At 64.9% G+C, this 17943-nt stretch carries 15 protein-coding genes; 9 read left to right on the forward strand and 6 right to left on the reverse strand.

Going from position 1 to position 17943, the window contains the following annotated elements:
- Positions 1-10: 10 nt before the first annotated feature.
- Both FIV42_RS07690 and FIV42_RS07695 read right to left on the reverse strand, forming a co-directional pair.
- Positions 11-304 carry a P-II family nitrogen regulator gene (locus tag FIV42_RS07690; RefSeq protein ID WP_141197108.1) on the reverse strand — a complete coding sequence of 98 codons (294 nt, stop codon included), beginning with the start codon at positions 302-304 and terminating at the stop codon, positions 11-13.
- 2 nt (positions 305-306) lie between these two features.
- Entirely contained in the window at positions 307-1278 is a 972-nt protein-coding gene (locus FIV42_RS07695; RefSeq protein ID WP_141197109.1) for a sodium-dependent bicarbonate transport family permease, read from the reverse strand.
- Between the two features lie 280 nt (positions 1279-1558).
- On the opposite strand from FIV42_RS07695, the gene mutH reads away from it, so the two are divergent.
- Complete coding sequence (mutH, locus tag FIV42_RS07700; RefSeq protein WP_141197110.1) at positions 1559-2230, forward strand: DNA mismatch repair endonuclease MutH; 672 nt, start codon at positions 1559-1561, stop codon at positions 2228-2230.
- 72 nt (positions 2231-2302) lie between these two features.
- On the opposite strand, the gene FIV42_RS07705 is transcribed toward mutH, so the two are convergent.
- On the reverse strand, positions 2303-3124 hold the full coding sequence (locus tag FIV42_RS07705; RefSeq protein WP_141197111.1) for a hypothetical protein: 822 nt from the start codon (positions 3122-3124) through the stop codon (positions 2303-2305).
- A 323-nt stretch (positions 3125-3447) separates the two neighbouring features.
- Here FIV42_RS07705 and FIV42_RS07710 point away from each other — a divergent pair, with 323 nt between their 5' ends.
- Together FIV42_RS07710 and FIV42_RS07715 are read left to right on the forward strand one after the other, a co-directional pair.
- The gene (locus tag FIV42_RS07710; protein WP_141197112.1) at positions 3448-5472 is read left to right on the forward strand and encodes a HEAT repeat domain-containing protein; all 2025 of its coding nucleotides are present in this window, start codon (positions 3448-3450) and stop codon (positions 5470-5472) included.
- 119 nt (positions 5473-5591) lie between these two features.
- Positions 5592-6299, forward strand: a complete 708-nt coding sequence (locus FIV42_RS07715) for a hypothetical protein (RefSeq protein ID WP_141197113.1) — start codon at positions 5592-5594, stop codon at positions 6297-6299.
- Between the two features lie 288 nt (positions 6300-6587).
- On the opposite strand, the gene pncA is transcribed toward FIV42_RS07715, so the two are convergent.
- Positions 6588-7211: a bifunctional nicotinamidase/pyrazinamidase gene (gene pncA / locus FIV42_RS07720; protein WP_141197114.1), complete on the reverse strand. Its 624-nt coding sequence runs from the start codon at positions 7209-7211 to the stop codon at positions 6588-6590.
- Positions 7212-7370: 159 nt separating this feature from the next.
- Between pncA and FIV42_RS07725 the strand changes: the two genes are divergently transcribed.
- Positions 7371-9842, forward strand: coding sequence for a hypothetical protein (locus tag FIV42_RS07725; RefSeq protein WP_141197115.1), 2472 nt, complete (start codon positions 7371-7373; stop codon positions 9840-9842).
- Here the strand turns inward: FIV42_RS07725 and FIV42_RS07730 are convergent.
- Positions 9829-10392 carry a tetratricopeptide repeat protein gene (locus FIV42_RS07730; RefSeq protein ID WP_141197116.1) on the reverse strand — a complete coding sequence of 188 codons (564 nt, stop codon included), beginning with the start codon at positions 10390-10392 and terminating at the stop codon, positions 9829-9831. The two genes, FIV42_RS07725 and FIV42_RS07730, sit on opposite strands and share 14 nt — an antisense overlap.
- A 576-nt stretch (positions 10393-10968) precedes the next feature.
- On the opposite strand from FIV42_RS07730, the gene FIV42_RS07735 reads away from it, so the two are divergent.
- The 5 genes from FIV42_RS07735 (at position 10969) to gshB (ending at position 16430) form a co-directional block, all read left to right on the forward strand.
- Positions 10969-11748, forward strand: a complete 780-nt coding sequence (locus tag FIV42_RS07735) for an ABC transporter ATP-binding protein (RefSeq protein WP_141197117.1) — start codon at positions 10969-10971, stop codon at positions 11746-11748.
- Positions 11749-11884: 136 nt separating this feature from the next.
- The gene (locus FIV42_RS07740; RefSeq protein WP_141197118.1) at positions 11885-12595 is read left to right on the forward strand and encodes an ABC transporter permease; all 711 of its coding nucleotides are present in this window, start codon (positions 11885-11887) and stop codon (positions 12593-12595) included.
- 1 nt (position 12596) lies between these two features.
- On the forward strand, positions 12597-14324 hold the full coding sequence (locus FIV42_RS07745; protein WP_141197119.1) for a GldG family protein: 1728 nt from the start codon (positions 12597-12599) through the stop codon (positions 14322-14324).
- Between the two features lie 377 nt (positions 14325-14701).
- Complete coding sequence (locus FIV42_RS07750) at positions 14702-15268, forward strand: hypothetical protein (RefSeq protein WP_141197120.1); 567 nt, start codon at positions 14702-14704, stop codon at positions 15266-15268.
- A 220-nt stretch (positions 15269-15488) separates the two neighbouring features.
- A complete protein-coding gene (gshB, locus tag FIV42_RS07755; RefSeq protein ID WP_168210490.1) occupies positions 15489-16430 on the forward strand; it encodes a glutathione synthase in 942 nt (313 codons plus the stop codon).
- A gap of 245 nt (positions 16431-16675) precedes the next feature.
- Here gshB and FIV42_RS07760 read toward each other — a convergent pair whose 3' ends face one another.
- Positions 16676-17746, reverse strand: coding sequence for a phosphatase domain-containing protein (locus FIV42_RS07760; RefSeq protein ID WP_141197122.1), 1071 nt, complete (start codon positions 17744-17746; stop codon positions 16676-16678).
- Positions 17747-17943 lie beyond the last annotated feature (197 nt).

A 17943-nucleotide genomic window follows, 5' to 3' on the forward strand; every position in this document is an offset into this window, starting at 1 on the left:
GGCGCCCCTCTCAAGCCTCCATCAACTCCGCGTCGGAGACGACGCACATCCCACCAAAACGATCGAGCAGCGGGCGGATCGCGGCGAGCACGGTGTCGAGGTTGTCGCTCTCGCAGATGGTCATCACGTAGATATTCTCGAGGGCGCCGGTGATCTCGTCGCCCGAGCGTACCCCGCGCCGTCCGCGCCCTCGCGCGTTGGGCAGCACCGTGTAGCCGGAGACGCCTGCGTCGTCGAGCAGCTCGACCATCCGGTCGATTTGTAGGGAGTCGATGACGATTTCGATTCGTTTGACCGCGCGCATGCTCACCTCCAGAAGAAGTCGATGACCTGATAGTACAGCGGAATCCCGACGATGATATTAAAGGGAAAGGTCACCGCCAGCGAAGCGGCGATATAGAAGCTCGGGTTGGCCTCGGGCACGCTCAGGCGCATGGCCGCCGGAACCGCGATGTACGAGGCGCTGGCGGTGAGCAGCGTGAACAGCAGCGCATCGCCCGCGCCGAAGCCCAACAGGCGCGCCAGGCCGATGCCGATGGCGGCGTTGAGCAGGGCCATGCCGATGGCGAAGCCGACGAGGAAGAGACCTGCCTTCTTGAGGTCGCCCATATGACGCGCGGCCACCAGGCCCATGTCGAGCAGGAAGAAGGCGAGCACGCCTTTGAACAGGTCGCCGGTCAGCGGCTCCATCGCCTTCCAGCCCGGCTCCCCGGTGATGAAGCCGATGACCAAGCTGCCCACCAACAGGAAGACCGAGCCGTTGAGGAACGCCTCGCGGAGCAACTCGGACCAATCGAGGGGCTCGTCGCTGTCTTTGCCGGCGCCCATGCGCACCAGCAGCACGCCGATGATGATCGCCGGAGACTCCATGAGCGCCATCGCCGCGACCATATGCCCGCCGAAGGCGACGTCGAGTTGGTTCAAAAAGGAGACGCCCGTAATGAAGGTGACCGCGCTGATCGACCCGTAGGCCGCCGCCAGCGCCGCGGCGTTATACAGGTCGAACCGAATACGCAGAATCCAAAACGAGTAGATGGGCACCACGATGGCCATGAGCATCGCCGCGCCCAACGCCAGGGCGATATCGGCGGTGATGCCGCTCTTGCTCAGCTCGTAGCCGCCGTGCATGCCGATGGACAGCAGCAAGTAGAGCGCCAGCGACTTGGAGAGTTGCTGCGGGATGGTCAGGTCGGAGCGGCTAAACGCCGCCAGACAGCCCAGCAGAAAGAACAAAATGGGCGGATTGAGCAGATTGTCTGCGATCAGTCCAAAGTCCATGGTCGTCGTCTCCACGTACAGGTCAGCAAACAAAAAAGGCCGGCATACCACGCAATCTATGCGCGGGATGCCGGCCTCCATTCATTTCACCCGCTCCCAGAACAGGAGCGTGTAATCAGCTTGTGTGGCCGCTCGATTTTTAGGGGCGCTCTGTAGCTCGGAACCGCGTGCGGCGCCGATCTCCAGATGCCGCGGGCCGTTTAGCATTGGACGTGTGACCGTGCAAGCGGCAAACTGCCCCAAGCTTCGCCGAGACGCTACCGGTCGAGACACGAGCGACATGGATCTATCCCCACCGACCACAGAACAAGAACTCCTCGAGCGGGCCGACCGCATCGCCGGGCGCACACTCGGTGAGCTCGCCGCGATGCACGATATCGAGGTGCCCGATGATTTTCGCCGCGCCAAGGGCTGGGTCGGACGGCTCATCGAGACGTGCCTGGGGGCGAGCGCGGGCAACCGCCCTGCCCCCGACTTCGAGAAGGTGGGCGTCGAGCTCAAGACCCTGCCCATCGGCGCCGACGGCCTGCCGCGCGAGACCACCTACGTGTGTCGGGTGCCGCTGGCCGACATCGAAGAGCTCACCTGGGAGACCTCCCGGGTGCTCAAGAAGCTTCGGCGGGTGTTGTGGGTGCCTGTGGCGCTCGTCGAGGAGATGCCCATCCCCCAGCGTCCGGTGGGTCAGGCGATCCTGTGGTCCCCCGAAGGACATCTTGGCGAGGCGTTGCGGCAGGACTGGGAGGCTCATACCGAGACGATTCGCCTCGGGTTTATCGAAGATCTGACCGCTGCGGACGGCCAGTACCTACAGATTCGCCCCAAAGCAGCCCACTCGGGTAAGTTGACGTGGGCGCCGGGGCGCGATGGTGGGTCGATCCTGACGCTTCCGCGCGGCTATTACCTGCGCCGCGACTTCACGTCGGCAATTCTTGAAGCGAATTACGCATGGTGAGCGGGTCGTGGAAGGCCCACGACCCGCTCTACGCATGTGTTGAACCTACATGTGTGCAATCTACTGGTTGCACTACTCGGCCGAACGATACTCCGGCTCGTGGCGATACGTGCGATACTCGCCGCCGCGGTGCTCGCCGCGCTTTCGATCACCGTAGAGCGCGGTGATCATCTTGGCCCCGATGGCCAGCCCGCTGATCAGCAGACCGCCACCCAGGGCGATGACTGCGACCAGGTTGAGCGTGACCTGCTCACCGATGCCCACCAGGGTCAAAATACCGAGGGCGACTGCGCCCAGGCCAGCCACGGTCTGCATGGCAGCGGCGCCTTTGACCGACTCGCTGGCCACGCGTTGCTTGTGCATCGCCGCACCCGAGGTCTCGATGACCAAGTGCGACAGCCGTCTGGTGGCTCCGGCGCCGAACATCATCGCCCCACCGAGCACGATGATGGCGACCGAAGTCAAGATTGCGGGCTCCACGCCCACCAGGGCGAGAATGCCCAGCGCGACGCCGGCGGCGCCGCCGATGGTCTCGGCGGAGATGCCTCCGCCCGTCTCGGCGAGGTTGGCCGACGAGTGACGGTCGCCGGTCGAGTGAAGGATGTCGCGGTATTTCGCGCCAATGCTCGCCCCGGCGAACATCAAGCCGCCACCAATGGCGATGATGGCGATGGTCACAAAGAGGATTGGCAGCACGTCAGCCAAGCCCAGAATACCCAGGGTAATGGCGCCGGCGCCGGCGATCACCTCCAGGGTCGAGCCTCCGGCGACAACCTCGGCGGTCTCCTTCTCGACGCCTTCGTCGCGGTGTCGATACGTGCGTTCGTATGCTTCCTCGCGATGCTCCCCCCTCTCGGAAGGAACCATTCCTTCTCCCATTCCTGCGGTACTCATGGCTTCCTCCTGCGCGTGAGATTGTATATTCAATCTCGCACTGTCGAGATTGTACGCTCAATCTCGGTGCGTCGTGGTCGTGCGATCACAAAGTTCGCATTTCCGGAAAGATCTCAAGACCTTCCGCCACTCCTACGTTGAGCATAGACGCACGGAAGAAGTGGGCAAACCGAGGCGACGGCACCGCCTCCGGGCGCTCAATTCTCACTATTGGCAGCTCCCAAAGGGAGCCAAGGCAGGCGAGGCCGAGGTGAAAGTCTTTACCTGACCGGCTCAGTCACGTAGGCTCACAGTTCGAAACTCGAACCTGTAGTTGGCAGCACATGGCAAACGACATCGATCGCATTCTCGAGCACGAGTGGACCAAGGAGGGGGTCGAACACTTCATCGCACATTGCTGGGACCGGCAGGCATTGATGGCCGCCCTGATCGGTTTTGCGCGTGAATACATGACCCACCGCATCTTGATGCGGCTTCGCAAAGGCGCGTTTCACCCGTTCGTGCTGCAAGGCTGGCCCGCCCACGTCGACGAGGAAGCCAAGACCCCGCGACTTCGCAAGCTGCAGCTTCCGGCGGCGACCACCCCGCGCGTCAAAAAGGCGCTGGCCGAGGGTCACCCGCTGGCGGCGCCCCCCGCAGAGTTCGGCCTGCAGCGTGTGCTGCAGTTTTTGGGCGAGGAGATCGACGAGGAGATCCTGTGCGAGCCGGTGACCGTCGGCCCGGGCACCGAATGGGTGCTCATCGGCAAGCCCATTCGCATCGACCCGAACTCGCAGTCCTTCTCCAGCGATGCGATCACGCTGAAGTTCTGGGAGCTCGAGGAAGTCTGCGACCAGGTCGGCGCCCAGTACCAGCGCATCCGACGCCTCGGCAAGCGCGACAAACTTCCGCCGGTCGACGAGCGCATCCCCCCGCTGACAAAGCCGCCCAGCGACGACGACGTCCCTGACAACGTCGACAACGACGACGAGCTCGCCTTCGGCATGAGCGCGGGCTTCGAGCCCGTCGAGGTCAACAAACGCACCCAGCAGCGAATCAACGCCGACGCCGGCGGGTTCTCGGCCGAGCGCTTTTTGGCCGGCGAGGATGCGTTCTCGGGCAAGGCTCGCCCGTCGACGGGCGATTTCCCGGCCGTCGAGCAAGACCACTCGAACGTCAGCGAAGAGACCGAGATCAGCGACCTGTACGACGCCCCTGAAGAGGAGGACGTCGGGGTGACCACCGGTGTCTTCAAGCTCAGCGTCGATCCGCGCTCGATGGCCGAGGTCAACTACGGCCAGAGCTCGCACTCCGACGAGGCCCCTGCCCTGGCCGACATCGAGCACACCAACGCCCTGCAGCTCGACACCTCGGTGCTCAGCGAGGCCAAAAAGGCCTACCATCGCACCCTCGAGCGTGAAGAGAAGCAGCGCCAGGCGCGCGTCGAGCGCGAGCGTCAGGCCGAGGCCCAGCCGCCGCGTCGCCCCGCCGACCGACCGATCACGGCCGAAGAGAAGGCGCGCGTGCGCAAAGCGATCGCGCTGATGGACTCGTCGAACCGCGACCAGGCCTTCAAAGCGGCGCGCTACGTGGCCAGCTTCGGCGAACGTGCGGTCAAGACGCTGGGACGCCTCTTTCCGGGGCGGCTCTTCGTGGACCGCTACCAGTTCCAGACACGCAATCTGCCGCCGGTCGAGCAGCACAGCCCGGTGTTGTACGCCTTGGCCGCCCTGGGCGAGCCGGGGCTCAAGGTGACCCGTCACTATATCGACGACGCCAGCATCGACCTGCGCTTTTACGCGACTTATCTGTACACGCGCTTGCCGGCTGAAGACGACGTCGAGCGCATCTTCGAGCGCCTCTTCGACCGCGATCGACAGACTCGCCAGATCGCCCAGCGCGTGATCGCCGGGCTACGCGACGTGCGCGCCTTCGAGTACATGGTGCTCGAGCCGCTGCGCCGCGAGCTCGCCGACCCCAAAGACGAGTTTCGCCAGTCCATCGCCATCGAGACGCTGGGCCACTGCCGCGACATCCCGTCCATCGAGCCGCTCATCGACGTGCTCAAGTTCAAGTCCGGACGCACCGCGCAACTGGCGCACAAAGCGCTGCGCCGCATCACCCTGCAAGACTTCTCGGCCTCCGCGTCGAGTTGGGACCAGTGGTGGAAGAACCAGCGTCCCGACTACAGCGACCAGTGGCTCGTCGCCGCGCTCGACTCGAGCTCCGACGAGATCCGCCGCATCGCCTGGCAAGAGGTCAATCAGCTCGACGACGTCGACATCGACTATAACCCCAACTACCCGAGCCACCTGCGCCAACAGGCCCAACAGGACCTCGCGGTATGGCTCGGCGTCAAGCAATTCTGAAAGGTAGAAAACAAGCCGAGCCCGTAGGGCGGATCCCGCCCTTTTGATAGCCCCCGGCGTAGCGCAGCGAAGCCGGGTCACTGAGTAAGCGAACCACCACAGCATAAGCTGGAGAATCCATGCTCGAATTGAACGGCTACGGAACGCGCATCGTCCTTCACCACCCCGTGCAGCTCGGCCGGCTGGCGCCCCAGCAGGCCCCGGCGCCCGACACCATCATCGTCGCTCGCCCCGGCGGCGAGGGTCAGAAGGTCTTGGTCGCCCCCGGCGACGAATCGGGCTCGGGCGACTTCCAGAAGGTCAAGCTCGAAGAAGACGGCATGGAAGGCTGGGTGCTCCAGCAGGCGGACAACGCCACCCGCGTGGTGCTCGGTGAGTCGGAAGATCTAGGCGAGATGGCCGACATTTCGGCCGGCTCGAGCACGCGCCACTGGGAGCTGAAGAGCTCGAAGGGCTATCGAGCGCGCTGGGTCACCGGCTACAACCTGCTGACCACCGACAAAGAGACGACCTGGCCGTTCGAGCTCATCGGCCACGACGGCTCGATGATCTACGTGCGCGGGCCGATGCCCTCGGAAAACGTGCCCGACGCCGAGGCGCTGGCCGTGGGCGACCAAACCCTGCTACGCGACGAGACCGGCTCGAGCTCCCCGTGGGTCGAACTCTCCTACGAGCTCGACGGCGAAGAGTGGCGGCTGAGCTACCACTTCAAGAAGCTCAGCCAGCAGGCCACCGTCGCCGTGTGCTGCCAGGTACGCGCCTCGGGCGCCGAGCAGGCGCAGAAGAAGGCGCAGGAGTTTGCTGATTCGATGAAGTTGGCGCAATAAGAAGTCTGCGCAATAGTAAGTCGGCGCAATAAACCGACATCTTCCTCTCCGCCCGAAGGGAAGGAGAGGACCGAGGAGAGGCCTCCCTTTCCACGAAACGAAGTGAAGTGGAGAGGGACCGAGGGAGAGGCCTCACCGACGCGCGTTTTTCCTCCTCCTCGGTCCTCCTCCACTTCGCCTTCGGCTACGTGGAAGAGGAGGCCTCTCCTTAATCCTCTCCTTCCCTTCGCTGCGCGAAGGGTGGAGAGGAGACCTTGCCCTGCTACACGTCTTCAATCCCCGCCCGTTTCAATCCCCCACGTTCCGCGCCCCACAGATCTCCGCCCCCGCCTCGACCATCTCGACGACCGCCTCTTCGATGTCGCCGGGGTACATCGCCACGCCGCGGCACGCGTCGAGCACCACGTAGGTGGTGAAGTCGTCGCGACACCCGTCGAGCACGGTGTACTTGACGCAATAATCGGTCGCCACGCCGGCCACGTACACCCGCTCGACGCCCTGCTCGCGCAGAAAAGTCCCCAGCCCGGTCGCCCGTTTGTGGCCGTTGTCGTAGAAGCCGCTGTAGCTGTCGTAGTGCGTGTCGACGCCCTTCTGGAAGACCTGGTCGATGCGCTCGATGTCGAGCTTGTCGACGAACTCGGCGCCGCGGGTGCCCTGCACGCAGTGGTCGGGCCACAGGAGCTGGTCGAGCCCCTCGAGCTCGACGACGTCGCCGACCTCTTGGTCCTCGTGATTCGACGCGAAGCTTCGATGCTCGGCGGGGTGCCAGTCCTGGGTGGCGACCACCAGGTCGAAATGGGTCATCAATTCATTGATCGTCGAGACGAGCTCGTAGCCGCCTTCGACCGGCAGCGCGCCGTCGGGCATGAAATCGTATTGCATGTCGACGACGATGAGTGCGCGGTTGGGCATTTTGGAACTCCTTTATAAATAGCGTCAGCTGTCGAACCGGAGCGCTCCCCAAGCTAAACTCGTGGGGCAAAAAACAAGCAAAGTCGCTCTTGTCCACGCTTCAAATCCCCGGCAGTATAACGGGGTTTGATTTCCAGTCACACCCTGGGGGCGACACCCATGAAGTACACCGATTTGCTGGCTCTTCTCGCGCTCGCGGCGCTCTGCGCCGGATGTCCCGAAGACGACCCGACTCCTCCGCTCGCCGACGCCGACATCGATGCCACCGGCGAGGACGCCGGCGTCGACGCAGCCGATACCGACACTGAGGCCGACGCGGAGGACCCCGTCGAGCTTCGCATTCGCCCCGACACGATCAGACTGGCCGAGGGGAACGACCTGTCGATTCGGGTCTACGACGGCTTCGACAAGCTCGAGCTCGCCGAGGTCGAACTGACGACCTCCGATGCGGCGATCGCCGAGGTCGACGCCGAGGGCCTCGTACACGCCGTGTCGGCCGGCACTTTCGAGGTCATCGCCCGCTACGAGGGCGCCGAAGCCCGAGTCGACGGCGAGGTCGTGGCGCCTCGGTGGGTCGACGTCGACGTGAGCACTCGGCATACCTGCGCACTCGACGCGACCGGACAGCTCTTTTGCGCCGGCGGCTTCCAGGCCGACGGCGAATTCGAGATGAGCCCGCGACGCACGGAGGGCAAGCTCGTCGCCCTCGACCACGAGGAGGCCTTCACCGACATCGCGCTCGCCTTTCGCACCGTCTGCGCGCTCGACACCTCGGGGCGTCCCTGGTGTCGCGGGCGACGCCTGCGCACCGCCGACGACGACGGCCCCACCGTCTACTCGAATAGCTTCGCGCTCGTCGGCACTCCCAGCGAGGTCGCGTTCACCCAATTGGTCGCCGGCGAAGGCCATTTTTGCGCCCTGAGCGACGCCGGCGCGGTGTGGTGTTGGGGCGCCAACTTCTACAACCAGCTCGGCGATTCGCGCCTGAGTGAGCTGCCCAGCCCCGTGGCTCTTCCCGGAACCATGGCCTCGGTGACCGCCGGGGGCTGGCATACTTGCGCGCTGGCGACCACCGGACGCACCTTTTGCTGGGGCGCCAACCGCGGCGCCCAACTCGGCCGCGGGCACCAATACGGCCCCAAAAGCCCCGGCCTGATCGCCTTCGACTACCGCTTCGACAAACTCGCCGCCGGGCGCATGCACACCTGCGGGCTGCAGGGCACGGACGTGTACTGTTGGGGCTATAACGGCAGCTATCAGGTCGGCACCGACCGCGGGACCATCTGGTGGGAGCCGACCCACGCGGGCACGACCAACGTGACTTCTGTCTTCGCCGCCCACCAGTCGACGTGTGCGCTGCGCGCGGACGGCCAGGCGATTTGCTGGGGCCAGAACGACCAGGGCCAACTCGGCGACGACGAGTTCCTCGACAGGCAGACGGCTCGCCCCATCGAGGGCGCCGCCTTTAGCCACCTAGCCATGTCGGCGACCCACTCGTGTGGGCTCACCCTCGACGGCGAGCTTCGCTGCTGGGGCTTCGACGCGGCCGGCTCGCTGGCGGTGGGGCGTCAGACGATCTTCGAGGAGCCGCAGCGCGTCGACGCTCGCGGCGGCTCGGTCGACGCCGGCAGTCTGCACACCTGTCGGGTCGTCGACGAGACCGTGGAGTGCTGGGGGAGCAACCTGCAGGCCCAATTCGGCAACGGCCGCTACAACTCGAGCAGCCGCCCCACCGCAATGACCAGCGGCTGGCGAGACGTCGCCGCCGGCTCGAGCACCTCCTGCGGCGTCAAAGACGACGAGTTGTTCTGCTGGGGCGTCGAGTACGACCGCGAGCTGGGCATGGACGATGACTTCAACGTGGTGATCGCCCCGACGCGCAACAACTTCACGCAGGTGCCCGACCGGCTCGAGATGACCTACAGCAGTGTCATGGTCCAGAGCGGTGACGAGACCTACTGGTGGGGCGCCGGCCATACGATCAACGACGTGCAGGCCGTCGTCGAGGGCGCGTCCGCCTCCGAGCACCAGTACTTCGGCCTCGACGCCCCCACCGTGGGCGGCGAGCACGGCTGCGGCCTGCGCCGCGGCTCCGACGGCGTGGTCCATTGCTGGGGCGAGCAGACCCTGCGCGGCGACCCGCAACAAGACTCGAGCTACTCACACGTCGCCTATCCCGTCGACTCCCAGGCGCGCTTCGACGCGCTCGCCGCGGGACGCAATCACACCTGCGGGCTGACGACCGACGACAAGCTGATGTGCTGGGGCCGAGTCATCCCGGGCGCGGGACTGGTGGAGACGCCCACCGAGGTGAGCTCGGCGGTCACCCTCGAGACGTTGTACGGCGGCGGAACCTACTTTGGTTGCGGGCTGGACGCGGCCGGCAAGGCGTATTGCTGGGGCAAGAACTTCTCCGGGGCGCTCGGCGACGGGACCTCCCAAGATCGCGCCGAGCCCACCCCGGTCGCCGGCGACCTCACCTTCCGCGAGCTGACGCTGGGCGGCAACCACGCCTGCGGGGTGACGACCGACGACGAGGTCTACTGCTGGGGTGACAACGGCTACGGCCAGTTGGGCATCGGCGGAAGGCTCTTTTACGCCGAGCCGCAGCCGGTCGTCACCGCGCCGTAAACCCATCGACGAGCGCGACCAAGCGCTCGGTCTGCTCGATCTGGCGGGCGTTGCCGCGCTCGCGGCGAAGGGCGAGGGCCTCGTCGAGGTCGGCGCGGGCGTCGTCGACGCGCGCGCAGCGTGCCAGACACCGTGCGCGCAGCTCGAGGACGAAGTCGCGATACACCCCGAACGGCTCGTCCTCGGACGCCTCGACCAGCCGCTCGAGCTCGGCGAGCGCCTCGTCGTGGCGGCCCAGCTCGAAGACGATCTCGGCGGCGTCGAGCTCGGCCAAAAAGCGCGCCTTGGGGCGGTCGAGCTTGCGCCACACCCCGATGGCCTCCTCTTTGAGGCGCAACGCCTCGTCGAATTCGTCTGCCAAAAGCAAGTGGTCGGCCAGCCGGCTCGCCTCGCGGCCCAGGTGACTCACGTTGAGCTCGCTGGGGTCGTCGAGGGCGAGTTCGCGCATCGTCTCGACCGTCTTTCGCTCCTTGGGGAGCGCGGCGGCGAGCTTTTTGGGCGAGGTGGCCCGGCGGCGAAGGTCGTCTGCGATGTGGGATTTGATCTGCATAGGCGGCTCGTGGGTCGAAATCGCTCGAATGGTGTTTTTAGCCCCACAGTGCGTCCCAAACAAGCGCTCCCTTCCAGAAGGGCTTCTGAGGGTTGTGAGCTGGGTTCCGGCGCGACTCACGTCATTTTTTGTGGGGTCTCTGTCAGGTCGGGCCGCGACTCGGGTCGCGTCGCGAGGGTTCTCGGTAGGGGGGGAGACGCAGGTCGAGTCGCGTGTGGGGGGTTCTCGGTAGGGGGGGAGACGCAGGTCGAGTCGCGTCGTGAGGGTTCTCGGTAGGGGGGTGATTCGAGGTGGAGTCGCGTTTGGAAGGTTCTCGGTTGGGGGGTGGTTCGAGGTGGAGTCTCGTTTGGAGGGTTCTCGGTTGCCTCCAAAAATGACTTAAGTCGCGCCCGAACCCTACGTCGAACCCTTTCGGCGCGACGCGTGTCGCGCCACAAACTTGACTTCCCCTCGCGATATGCCACAAAAATCCCACCGCGACGCGAAGCTCGAGCCGATCGGACGAGGTCGGAATAAATCGGCGAGGCGTCGAAATAGAAGAACCAAGAACAGACACCCCAGCTCGTGGAGGTATCGATGAGCACGGATCAGTCGGCCATTCCAGCCGAGTACAGTATCGTGGTCGACGGGCTGACAAAGACCTACGGCGACTTCAAGGCCCTCGACCGAGTGAGCTTCGAGGTCCAGCCCGGTGAGATCGTCGGCTTCCTGGGCCCCAACGGGGCGGGCAAGTCGACGACGATGAAGATTCTGACCTGCTTTATGGCGGCCACCGAGGGCACCGCCAAGGTCGCAGGCTACGACGTGCACGCCGAGTCGGCCGAGGTGCGAAAGCGCGTGGGCTATCTGCCCGAGAACGTGCCGCTATACGACGAGATGCTCGTCTGGGATTATCTGAAGTTCATCGCGGAGGTGCGCGGGGTGGCCAAGCCGGCGCGCGAAGAGCGCATCGAGGAGGTCATCGAGCGCACGGGCCTGCACAACGTCGTCCACAAAGAGATCTCGGAGCTCTCCAAGGGCTACCGCCAGCGCGTCGGCCTGGCCCAGGCGATCATCCACAAGCCCGAGGTGCTCATCCTCGACGAGCCCACCACCGGGCTCGACCCCAATCAGATCATCGAAATCCGCGACGTGATCTCCGAGATCGGCGAGGAGAAGACGGTCATCTTCTCGACCCATATCCTCCAGGAGATCGCGGCGGTGTGCGACCGCATCGTCATCATCAACCGCGGCCAGCTCGTCGCCGACGGCACGCTCGACGCACTGCAAGACGCCGTGGGCGCCGACGGCCTCGAGGACGTCTTCCGCCACTACACCGCCGGCGAGACCGAGGAGGGCCGATCGGCCATCTCGTGATCGTGATCGTGATCGATCGACGCCCTCCCAAAACCGATCACGATCACGATCACGACTACGATCACGGCTATGATCACGGCTCGGGTTGGACGGACATGATGGCTGGAAGTGGACGACTTTTGAGAGTGAACGACTTATGAAAAACATCGGATTCATCCTCAAACGCGAACTAGGCACCTACTTCAACTCGGTGGTCGCCTATATCGTCGTCATCTTGTTTCTGATCATCACAGGCGCCCTGTTCTGGCTGAACTTCTTCCAGGACATCAACATCCTGTCGATGCGAAGCTTCTTCGGCCAGGCGCCGCTCTTTTTGGCGTTCTTCGCCCCGGCGATCACCATGGGGCTCTTCGCCGAGGAGAAGCGCTCGGGCACGCTCGAGCTGTTGATGACGATGCCGGTGAGCGACTTCGAGATCGTCATGGGCAAATTCTTGGCGGCGGTGGGCCTACTCACCGTCGTCTTCGCGATGACGCTGGTCTACCCGTTCAGCCTGTCGCGGCTGGGCGACATCGACTGGGGCGCGGTGTGGGCGGGCTACGCCGGGCTGATGCTCCTGGGCGCGTCGTACTCGGCCATCGGGCTGATGGCGTCGAGCTGGACCAAGGACCAGGTCGTCGCCATCCTGGTCGCCTTTTCGATCTGCTTTTTCCTCTATCTCATCGACCAACTCGTCGGTCAGCCCACGGGCACGACCGCTCAGGTCGTCGAGTACCTGTCGACGAGCTATCACTTCGAGAATATGGCCCGCGGGGTCATCGATAGCAGGGACGTGGTCTATTACCTGTCGCTCATCGGGGTGTGCTTGGTGGTCGCGCAGACGTCGATTGCGGCGAGGAGGTGGTAATATGTCGAACGAAACCGACACACAGAAAGTCAGCAAGACGCGAAAGCTCGTCAGCGGCGCCAACGCCATCGTGATCATCGTGGCGACGGTGGGGATTGCGATCGCGCTCAACGCCATCTCGAGCCAGGTCTTCTCGCGCGTCGACCTGACCGAGAACAAGATCTACACGCTCAGCGAGGCGAGCGAGCGGGCCGTCGACGGGCTCGACGAGCCGGTGCACGTCAAGGCGTTCATCTCGCCGGACCTGCCCCCGCCGATGCACAACCTGTCGCAGACGGTGGCCGACACCCTCGACGAGTACGCCGCCGCCAGCGGGGACAAGCTCACCTTTGAAATCATCTCGCCGGAGGACGGCGAAGAGATCGAGGAGGACGCCAAGGGCTTTGGTTGCGAGAAGGTCGCCATCGGCCAGCAGTCCGAAGACGAAGTGTCGCTGCGCGCGGTCTACAAGTGCGTGGCGTTCACCCAGGGCGAAAATCTGGAGGTCGTCGATGACCTGCAGGCCGCCCCCGGAGCGTCCCTGGCCAACTACGAGTACGAGTTCACCAAGGCGCTGCTCAACCTGCAGGAGACCGAGCCGCGCAAGCTCGCCTTCGTGTCGGGCTTCGGCGGCCCGGCCCAGAGCCCGCAGTTCTTGCAGTCGGTCCAGCCGGTCTTCGAGCAGCTGTACGGCGACCTCGTCGAGGTCACCACCGTCGACCTGGCGGGCGAGGCGCCCGAGGTGGGCGAGGATGTCTCCGCCCTGCTCATCCTCAACGCCGAGCAGCCCTTCTCGGACGCGGCGATCTTCGCGCTCGACCAGTACGTCCAGCGCGGCGGAAGCGTGGGCTGGTTCCAGTCGGCAACCGGCCCGGACGCCCAGGCCCAGCAACAACTCATGCGCCAGATGCAAGCCGGCCAGCTTCGCGGCCGCAACCTGCCCGACGTGCGCGCGCCGCTCGAGCCGGGCCTGAGCGAGGTCTTCAAGGAGTACGGCCTCGAGCTTCGCGCCGACCTGGTCGTCGACCCCGAAAACGGCGTCACCGCCCTGGCCGCCACCCGCCAGGGCCTGGCCCAGATCACCCAGCCGGGCGCGTTCATGACCCCGGAGCTCGACCGTACGCTACCGTTCATGCGCGACTTCAGCGCCCTGGCGATGCCCGTCCCCTCGACGATCGTGGTGCAACCGTGGGTCGAAGAAGACGACGACGTCGAAGCCCACCGCGTCATCCAGACCGCCGACACGGCCCTGCGCCGCCCCACCCCGCCGCGCACGTTCAGCTACGAGACGCTGAGCGAACAAGCCGCCGACGAAGAACAGGGCCAATGGACCCTCGCCGCCACGCTGCAGGGCGAGATGCGAAGCTACTACGACAGCAACCCGCTCCCCGAAGGCCGCACCGAAGCCGACCTCGCCGCGGACAAGAAACCCGCACGCCTGCTCGTCGTCGGCAGCGGCGACTTCTTCCGCCCGGTCCCCTCGGTCGGCTACGACCAGCAACTGGCCAGCCTGGGCGGCCAATTCTTCGTCAACAGCGTCGAGTGGCTCATCCAGGACACCGCCCTGACCCAGATCCGCACCAAGGCGATGCCGCGGCTTCTGGGAGAGGTCCCCGAAGAGACCAAACACTCGCTGCAATTCGTCAACATCGCAGCCGTCCCGGCGGTCTTCGCCCTCATCGGCGTGTTCATGATGTCGAGGAGGCGACGCCGGCGTGAGTCGCTCGATCGAACCCAAGGGAGGGATTAACCACGGGGCACACAGGGGGCACGGAGAACTGCTTTTCTTTTTCCTCTCCCCGTGTCTCCGTGCTCTCCGTGGTGAAAACCAACGTTCAATTCACCACGGGGCACACAGGGCGCACGGAGAACTGCTTTTCTTTTTCCTCTCCCCGTGTCCCCGTGCTCTCCGTGGTGAAAACCAACGTTCAATTCACCACGGGGCACACAGGGGGCACGGAGAACTGCTTTTCTTTTTCCTCTCCCCGTGTCCCCGTGCTCTCCGTGGTGAAAACCAACGTTCAATTCACCACGGGGCACACAGGGGGCACGGAGAACTGCTTTTCTTTTTCCTCTCCCCGTGTCCCCGTGCTCTCCGTGGTGAAAACCAAGAGAAGGAGACCAACCATGCAAAAGAGCACATGGATCGCCGTCATCGCTCTTGCCGTACTCGCCGGCGTCTTCTTTGTGATACGCGACGAGCCGAGCAAGACCGTCGAGACGCCCACGAGGATCGAGGCGGTCGAGAAGATGAGTCGGGTCGAGATCATCCAGCCGAAGGCCGCCGGCGGCGAGTTGATCGTGTTCGAGCGAGGAGAGGCGGGCTGGCGGATGACGCGGCCGGTCGAGGGCGCATTGACCAGCTCGGCGCAGAACAAGCTCGAGGGTCTGTTCGCCAAAGAAATTCGAACCGATGACTTGCGCTTGAGCGTCAAAAAAGCCAAAGAATATGGCCTCGACGAGGCGTCGGCGGTCAAGGTGGCCGCTTACTCGGCGGGCTCGGATACGGCGGCCCTGGAACTCGAGGTCGGCCGCGAAATCCGCGTCGAGCAGACCGGCGTCAGGCGCACCTATATTCGCAAACCGGGCAAAGACCGCATCTACCGCGCCCAAGTCGCCCTCGGCGACTTCGTGCGCAACGCCCCCGACAAGTTTCGCCCAAAGGCCAAAGAGGCGGAACAGGACGTAGAGTAAGGCAAAGCTTCTTGGCGCCCCCCATCCGTCTCGCGCTAAACTGCGCGCGAGCCACCTTCCCCGAGGGGAAGGGATGCCGTTGCGAAAAGCTACGTGGTTCAGGCGCGCGAAGGCAGCCCTTACCCCGGGGGAAGGTGCCCGGAGCGGAGCGGAGGGCGGATGGGGGGCGTCGAGAAGCAACCACGCTGCTAAGAGAAATCCAAAGACACGAGAACGTGCAATGCAAATCGGCTTCGTCATGGACCCCATCGCGTCGGTGAACATCAACGCCGACACCACCTTCGCCTTCATGCTCGCCGCCCAAGAGCGCGGCCACGAGGTGTACTTCTTGAAGATGGAGGACCTCGCCGCCGAGGGTGACGAAGCCTGGGGCATCATGCAGCACTGCCAGGTGCGCCGGGTGGCCGGAGACCACTACGAGCTCGACTCGCCGCAGTACGAGCCGCTGCACGCCCTCGACGCGATCTTCATGCGCAAGGACCCGCCCTTCGACGTGCCCTACCTGCACGCCGCGCACATGCTCGAGTTGGCCGAGGAGAAGGGCTGCTTCGTCATCAACAAGCCCAACGGCCTGCGCGCGGCCAACGAGAAGCTGTACGCGCTGCACTTCGCCGAGCTCATCCCCGACACCGTCGTCACCCGCAGCGCCGAGCGCATCCACGGCTTCCTCGACGACCACGAGGGCCGCTGCATCATCAAGCCCATCGACGGCCACGGCGGCGAGGGCATCTTCGTGCTCGAGCGCGACGACAAAAACCTCAACGCCCTCATCGAGGTCGCGACCGACCACGAGCGCAAAAAGATCATCTGCCAGAGCTATATCCCCGAGATCCGCGAGGGCGACAAACGCATCCTCATGCTCGACGGCGAACCCCTGGGCGGCATCCTGCGCGTGCCCGCCGAGACCGAGCACCGCGGCAACATCCACGTGGGCGGCACGGTCAAGAAGGTCGAGCTGACCGAGCGCGACCGTGAGATCTGCGAGAAGGTCGGCGAGCGCCTGCGCCAGGACGGCATCTGGTTCGCCGGCATCGACGTCATCGGGGAGTTTTTGACCGAGGTCAATGTGACGAGCCCGACTGGCATTCAAGAGATGAGCCGGCTGAACGGGGTCGACGGGGCTGGGGATGTGATTGGGTTTATCGAGGGGCGGGTGGCGTAGGTTTTGGGTTGTTGGGGCTGCCCCTCCGGCGGCTCTCGCTTCGCTCCGCCGCCACCTCCCCCGCGCTGAACACGCCGGGGAGGAGCGCCTCGCCCTTTTGTTATGCAATAGCCTCGCGTCGGAAATCCACCACTACTCGATCACGAAGGGGCTTCTCCCCGCGGCCTTCGCCGGGGGGAGGTGCCGAGCACCAGCCGCCAAAGGCGGCGGCGTGTGAGGCGGAGGGGCCCCCGAAAACCCAAACACTACGAAAAGAGTCCCTTCTTAGGCTGCACCGACTCGCGCATCTTCCGATCCGCCCGCAACACCTCGATATAATCCACCGGACCCTCCCACTCTCGCGTGACGTTCTGCACGCGCGGGCTCAGCGCCCTCACACGAGTAATCAGACGCTCTAAGAAGCCGGGCGGCAAGGCCTTTTGGTGCTCGGCGTGCTCCCACTCGTCGGCGAGGCGGTCGAGGACGCTCATGTCGACGTGGCGGCGGCGGGCGAGGTCTTGGAGGCTGTTGGCGAGTTCGACCAGGCCGTAGTCGTCGCGCTCGATCATCTCGGAGGCGACGCGGATGAGGCCGTCGGCGGCGATGACCTCGTCGGCATACAAAACAAGCGCGGCCTGGAAGTAGTTGATGATCGGGATGAGGCGGGGGCCGAAGACCCAGAAGCGCCCCGGCGCCGAGCGGCGGTCGAGGTGGATGAAGATGCGCTGGACGTTGTCGTGAACGCGCGTGTTGGCGAAGTGGCTCAGGATCGACTCGGCGGTGACGTCGTAGACCTCGGCCTCGTCCAAGATGGCGACGAGTTGCTCCTCGTCGACGGTGCCGGCGGCCAGGTCGGCGTACAGCGAGTAGATGAAGGCGTCCTGCTCGGCGTCGTCGCCGAACAGCGTCTCCGGGGCGATCTGGCTCATCGCGCGCAGCCGGAGCAGCGAGTCGAGCTTGTAGCCGACCTGCCCGCGCACGGCGCGGAAGCGTCCGGTCAGGATATTCTTGAGGGTGGGCTTGAGGATGAACGCATCGGGGCGGATGCCGTCGAGTTCGAATTTGCGCTCGAGGGTGTTGCGCATCTGCGAGGGGCTGCCCGAGATGAAGGTGACCAGCGCGCGGGTCTGCTCCTTCTCGCGGGTCAGCTCGCGCAACAGCGCCACCGCCCCAGGCACGTTAACCTTCTCCTCGGGCTTTTGCAGCGCGGTGCGAATCAGGTCGCGCACCGTGTCGAACTCGGTGCGCAGGTAGGTCTTGTCGAGATCCCACCGAAAGATGTGCCGAACGGGTAGCTCGTCGACTTCGACGTCCTGGATGTGCTTACCGTCAGTCACGTCCGTATGCCTGGCCTGGCTGTCAGAATGGGACTCTGCGCGATCACGCAGCAAAGATCGGCACGCGCGGATTGGCGGACCAGCTCGTTGCGGTCGTCTTGGGCCGCGCGCGGATTGCCCGATGGGCGCAATCTATCACCGGGCACTAACAGGGTCAAAGAGGTCGCGTCGAGTCTGCCGCCATCGGGCGGGTCGAC

The organism is Persicimonas caeni, from assembly GCF_006517175.1.
GTDB lineage: Bacteria > Myxococcota_A > Bradymonadia > Bradymonadales > Bradymonadaceae > Persicimonas > Persicimonas caeni.

Coding starts and splice junctions, on each gene's coding strand:
- FIV42_RS07740 (WP_141197118.1), top strand. CDS start 11,885: ATGAAAAACATCGGATTCATCCTCAAACGCGAACTAGGCACCTACTTC.
- FIV42_RS07735 (WP_141197117.1), top strand. CDS start 10,969: ATGAGCACGGATCAGTCGGCCATTCCAGCCGAGTACAGTATCGTGGTC.
- FIV42_RS07710 (WP_141197112.1), top strand. CDS start 3,448: ATGGCAAACGACATCGATCGCATTCTCGAGCACGAGTGGACCAAGGAG.
- FIV42_RS07745 (WP_141197119.1), top strand. CDS start 12,597: ATGTCGAACGAAACCGACACACAGAAAGTCAGCAAGACGCGAAAGCTC.
- FIV42_RS07730 (WP_141197116.1), bottom strand. CDS start 10,392: ATGCAGATCAAATCCCACATCGCAGACGACCTTCGCCGCCGGGCCACC.
- FIV42_RS07715 (WP_141197113.1), top strand. CDS start 5,592: ATGCTCGAATTGAACGGCTACGGAACGCGCATCGTCCTTCACCACCCC.
- FIV42_RS07725 (WP_141197115.1), top strand. CDS start 7,371: ATGAAGTACACCGATTTGCTGGCTCTTCTCGCGCTCGCGGCGCTCTGC.
- mutH (WP_141197110.1), top strand. CDS start 1,559: ATGGATCTATCCCCACCGACCACAGAACAAGAACTCCTCGAGCGGGCC.
- FIV42_RS07705 (WP_141197111.1), bottom strand. CDS start 3,124: ATGAGTACCGCAGGAATGGGAGAAGGAATGGTTCCTTCCGAGAGGGGG.
- gshB (WP_168210490.1), top strand. CDS start 15,489: ATGCAAATCGGCTTCGTCATGGACCCCATCGCGTCGGTGAACATCAAC.
- FIV42_RS07750 (WP_141197120.1), top strand. CDS start 14,702: ATGCAAAAGAGCACATGGATCGCCGTCATCGCTCTTGCCGTACTCGCC.
- pncA (WP_141197114.1), bottom strand. CDS start 7,211: ATGCCCAACCGCGCACTCATCGTCGTCGACATGCAATACGATTTCATG.
- FIV42_RS07695 (WP_141197109.1), bottom strand. CDS start 1,278: ATGGACTTTGGACTGATCGCAGACAATCTGCTCAATCCGCCCATTTTG.
- FIV42_RS07690 (WP_141197108.1), bottom strand. CDS start 304: ATGCGCGCGGTCAAACGAATCGAAATCGTCATCGACTCCCTACAAATC.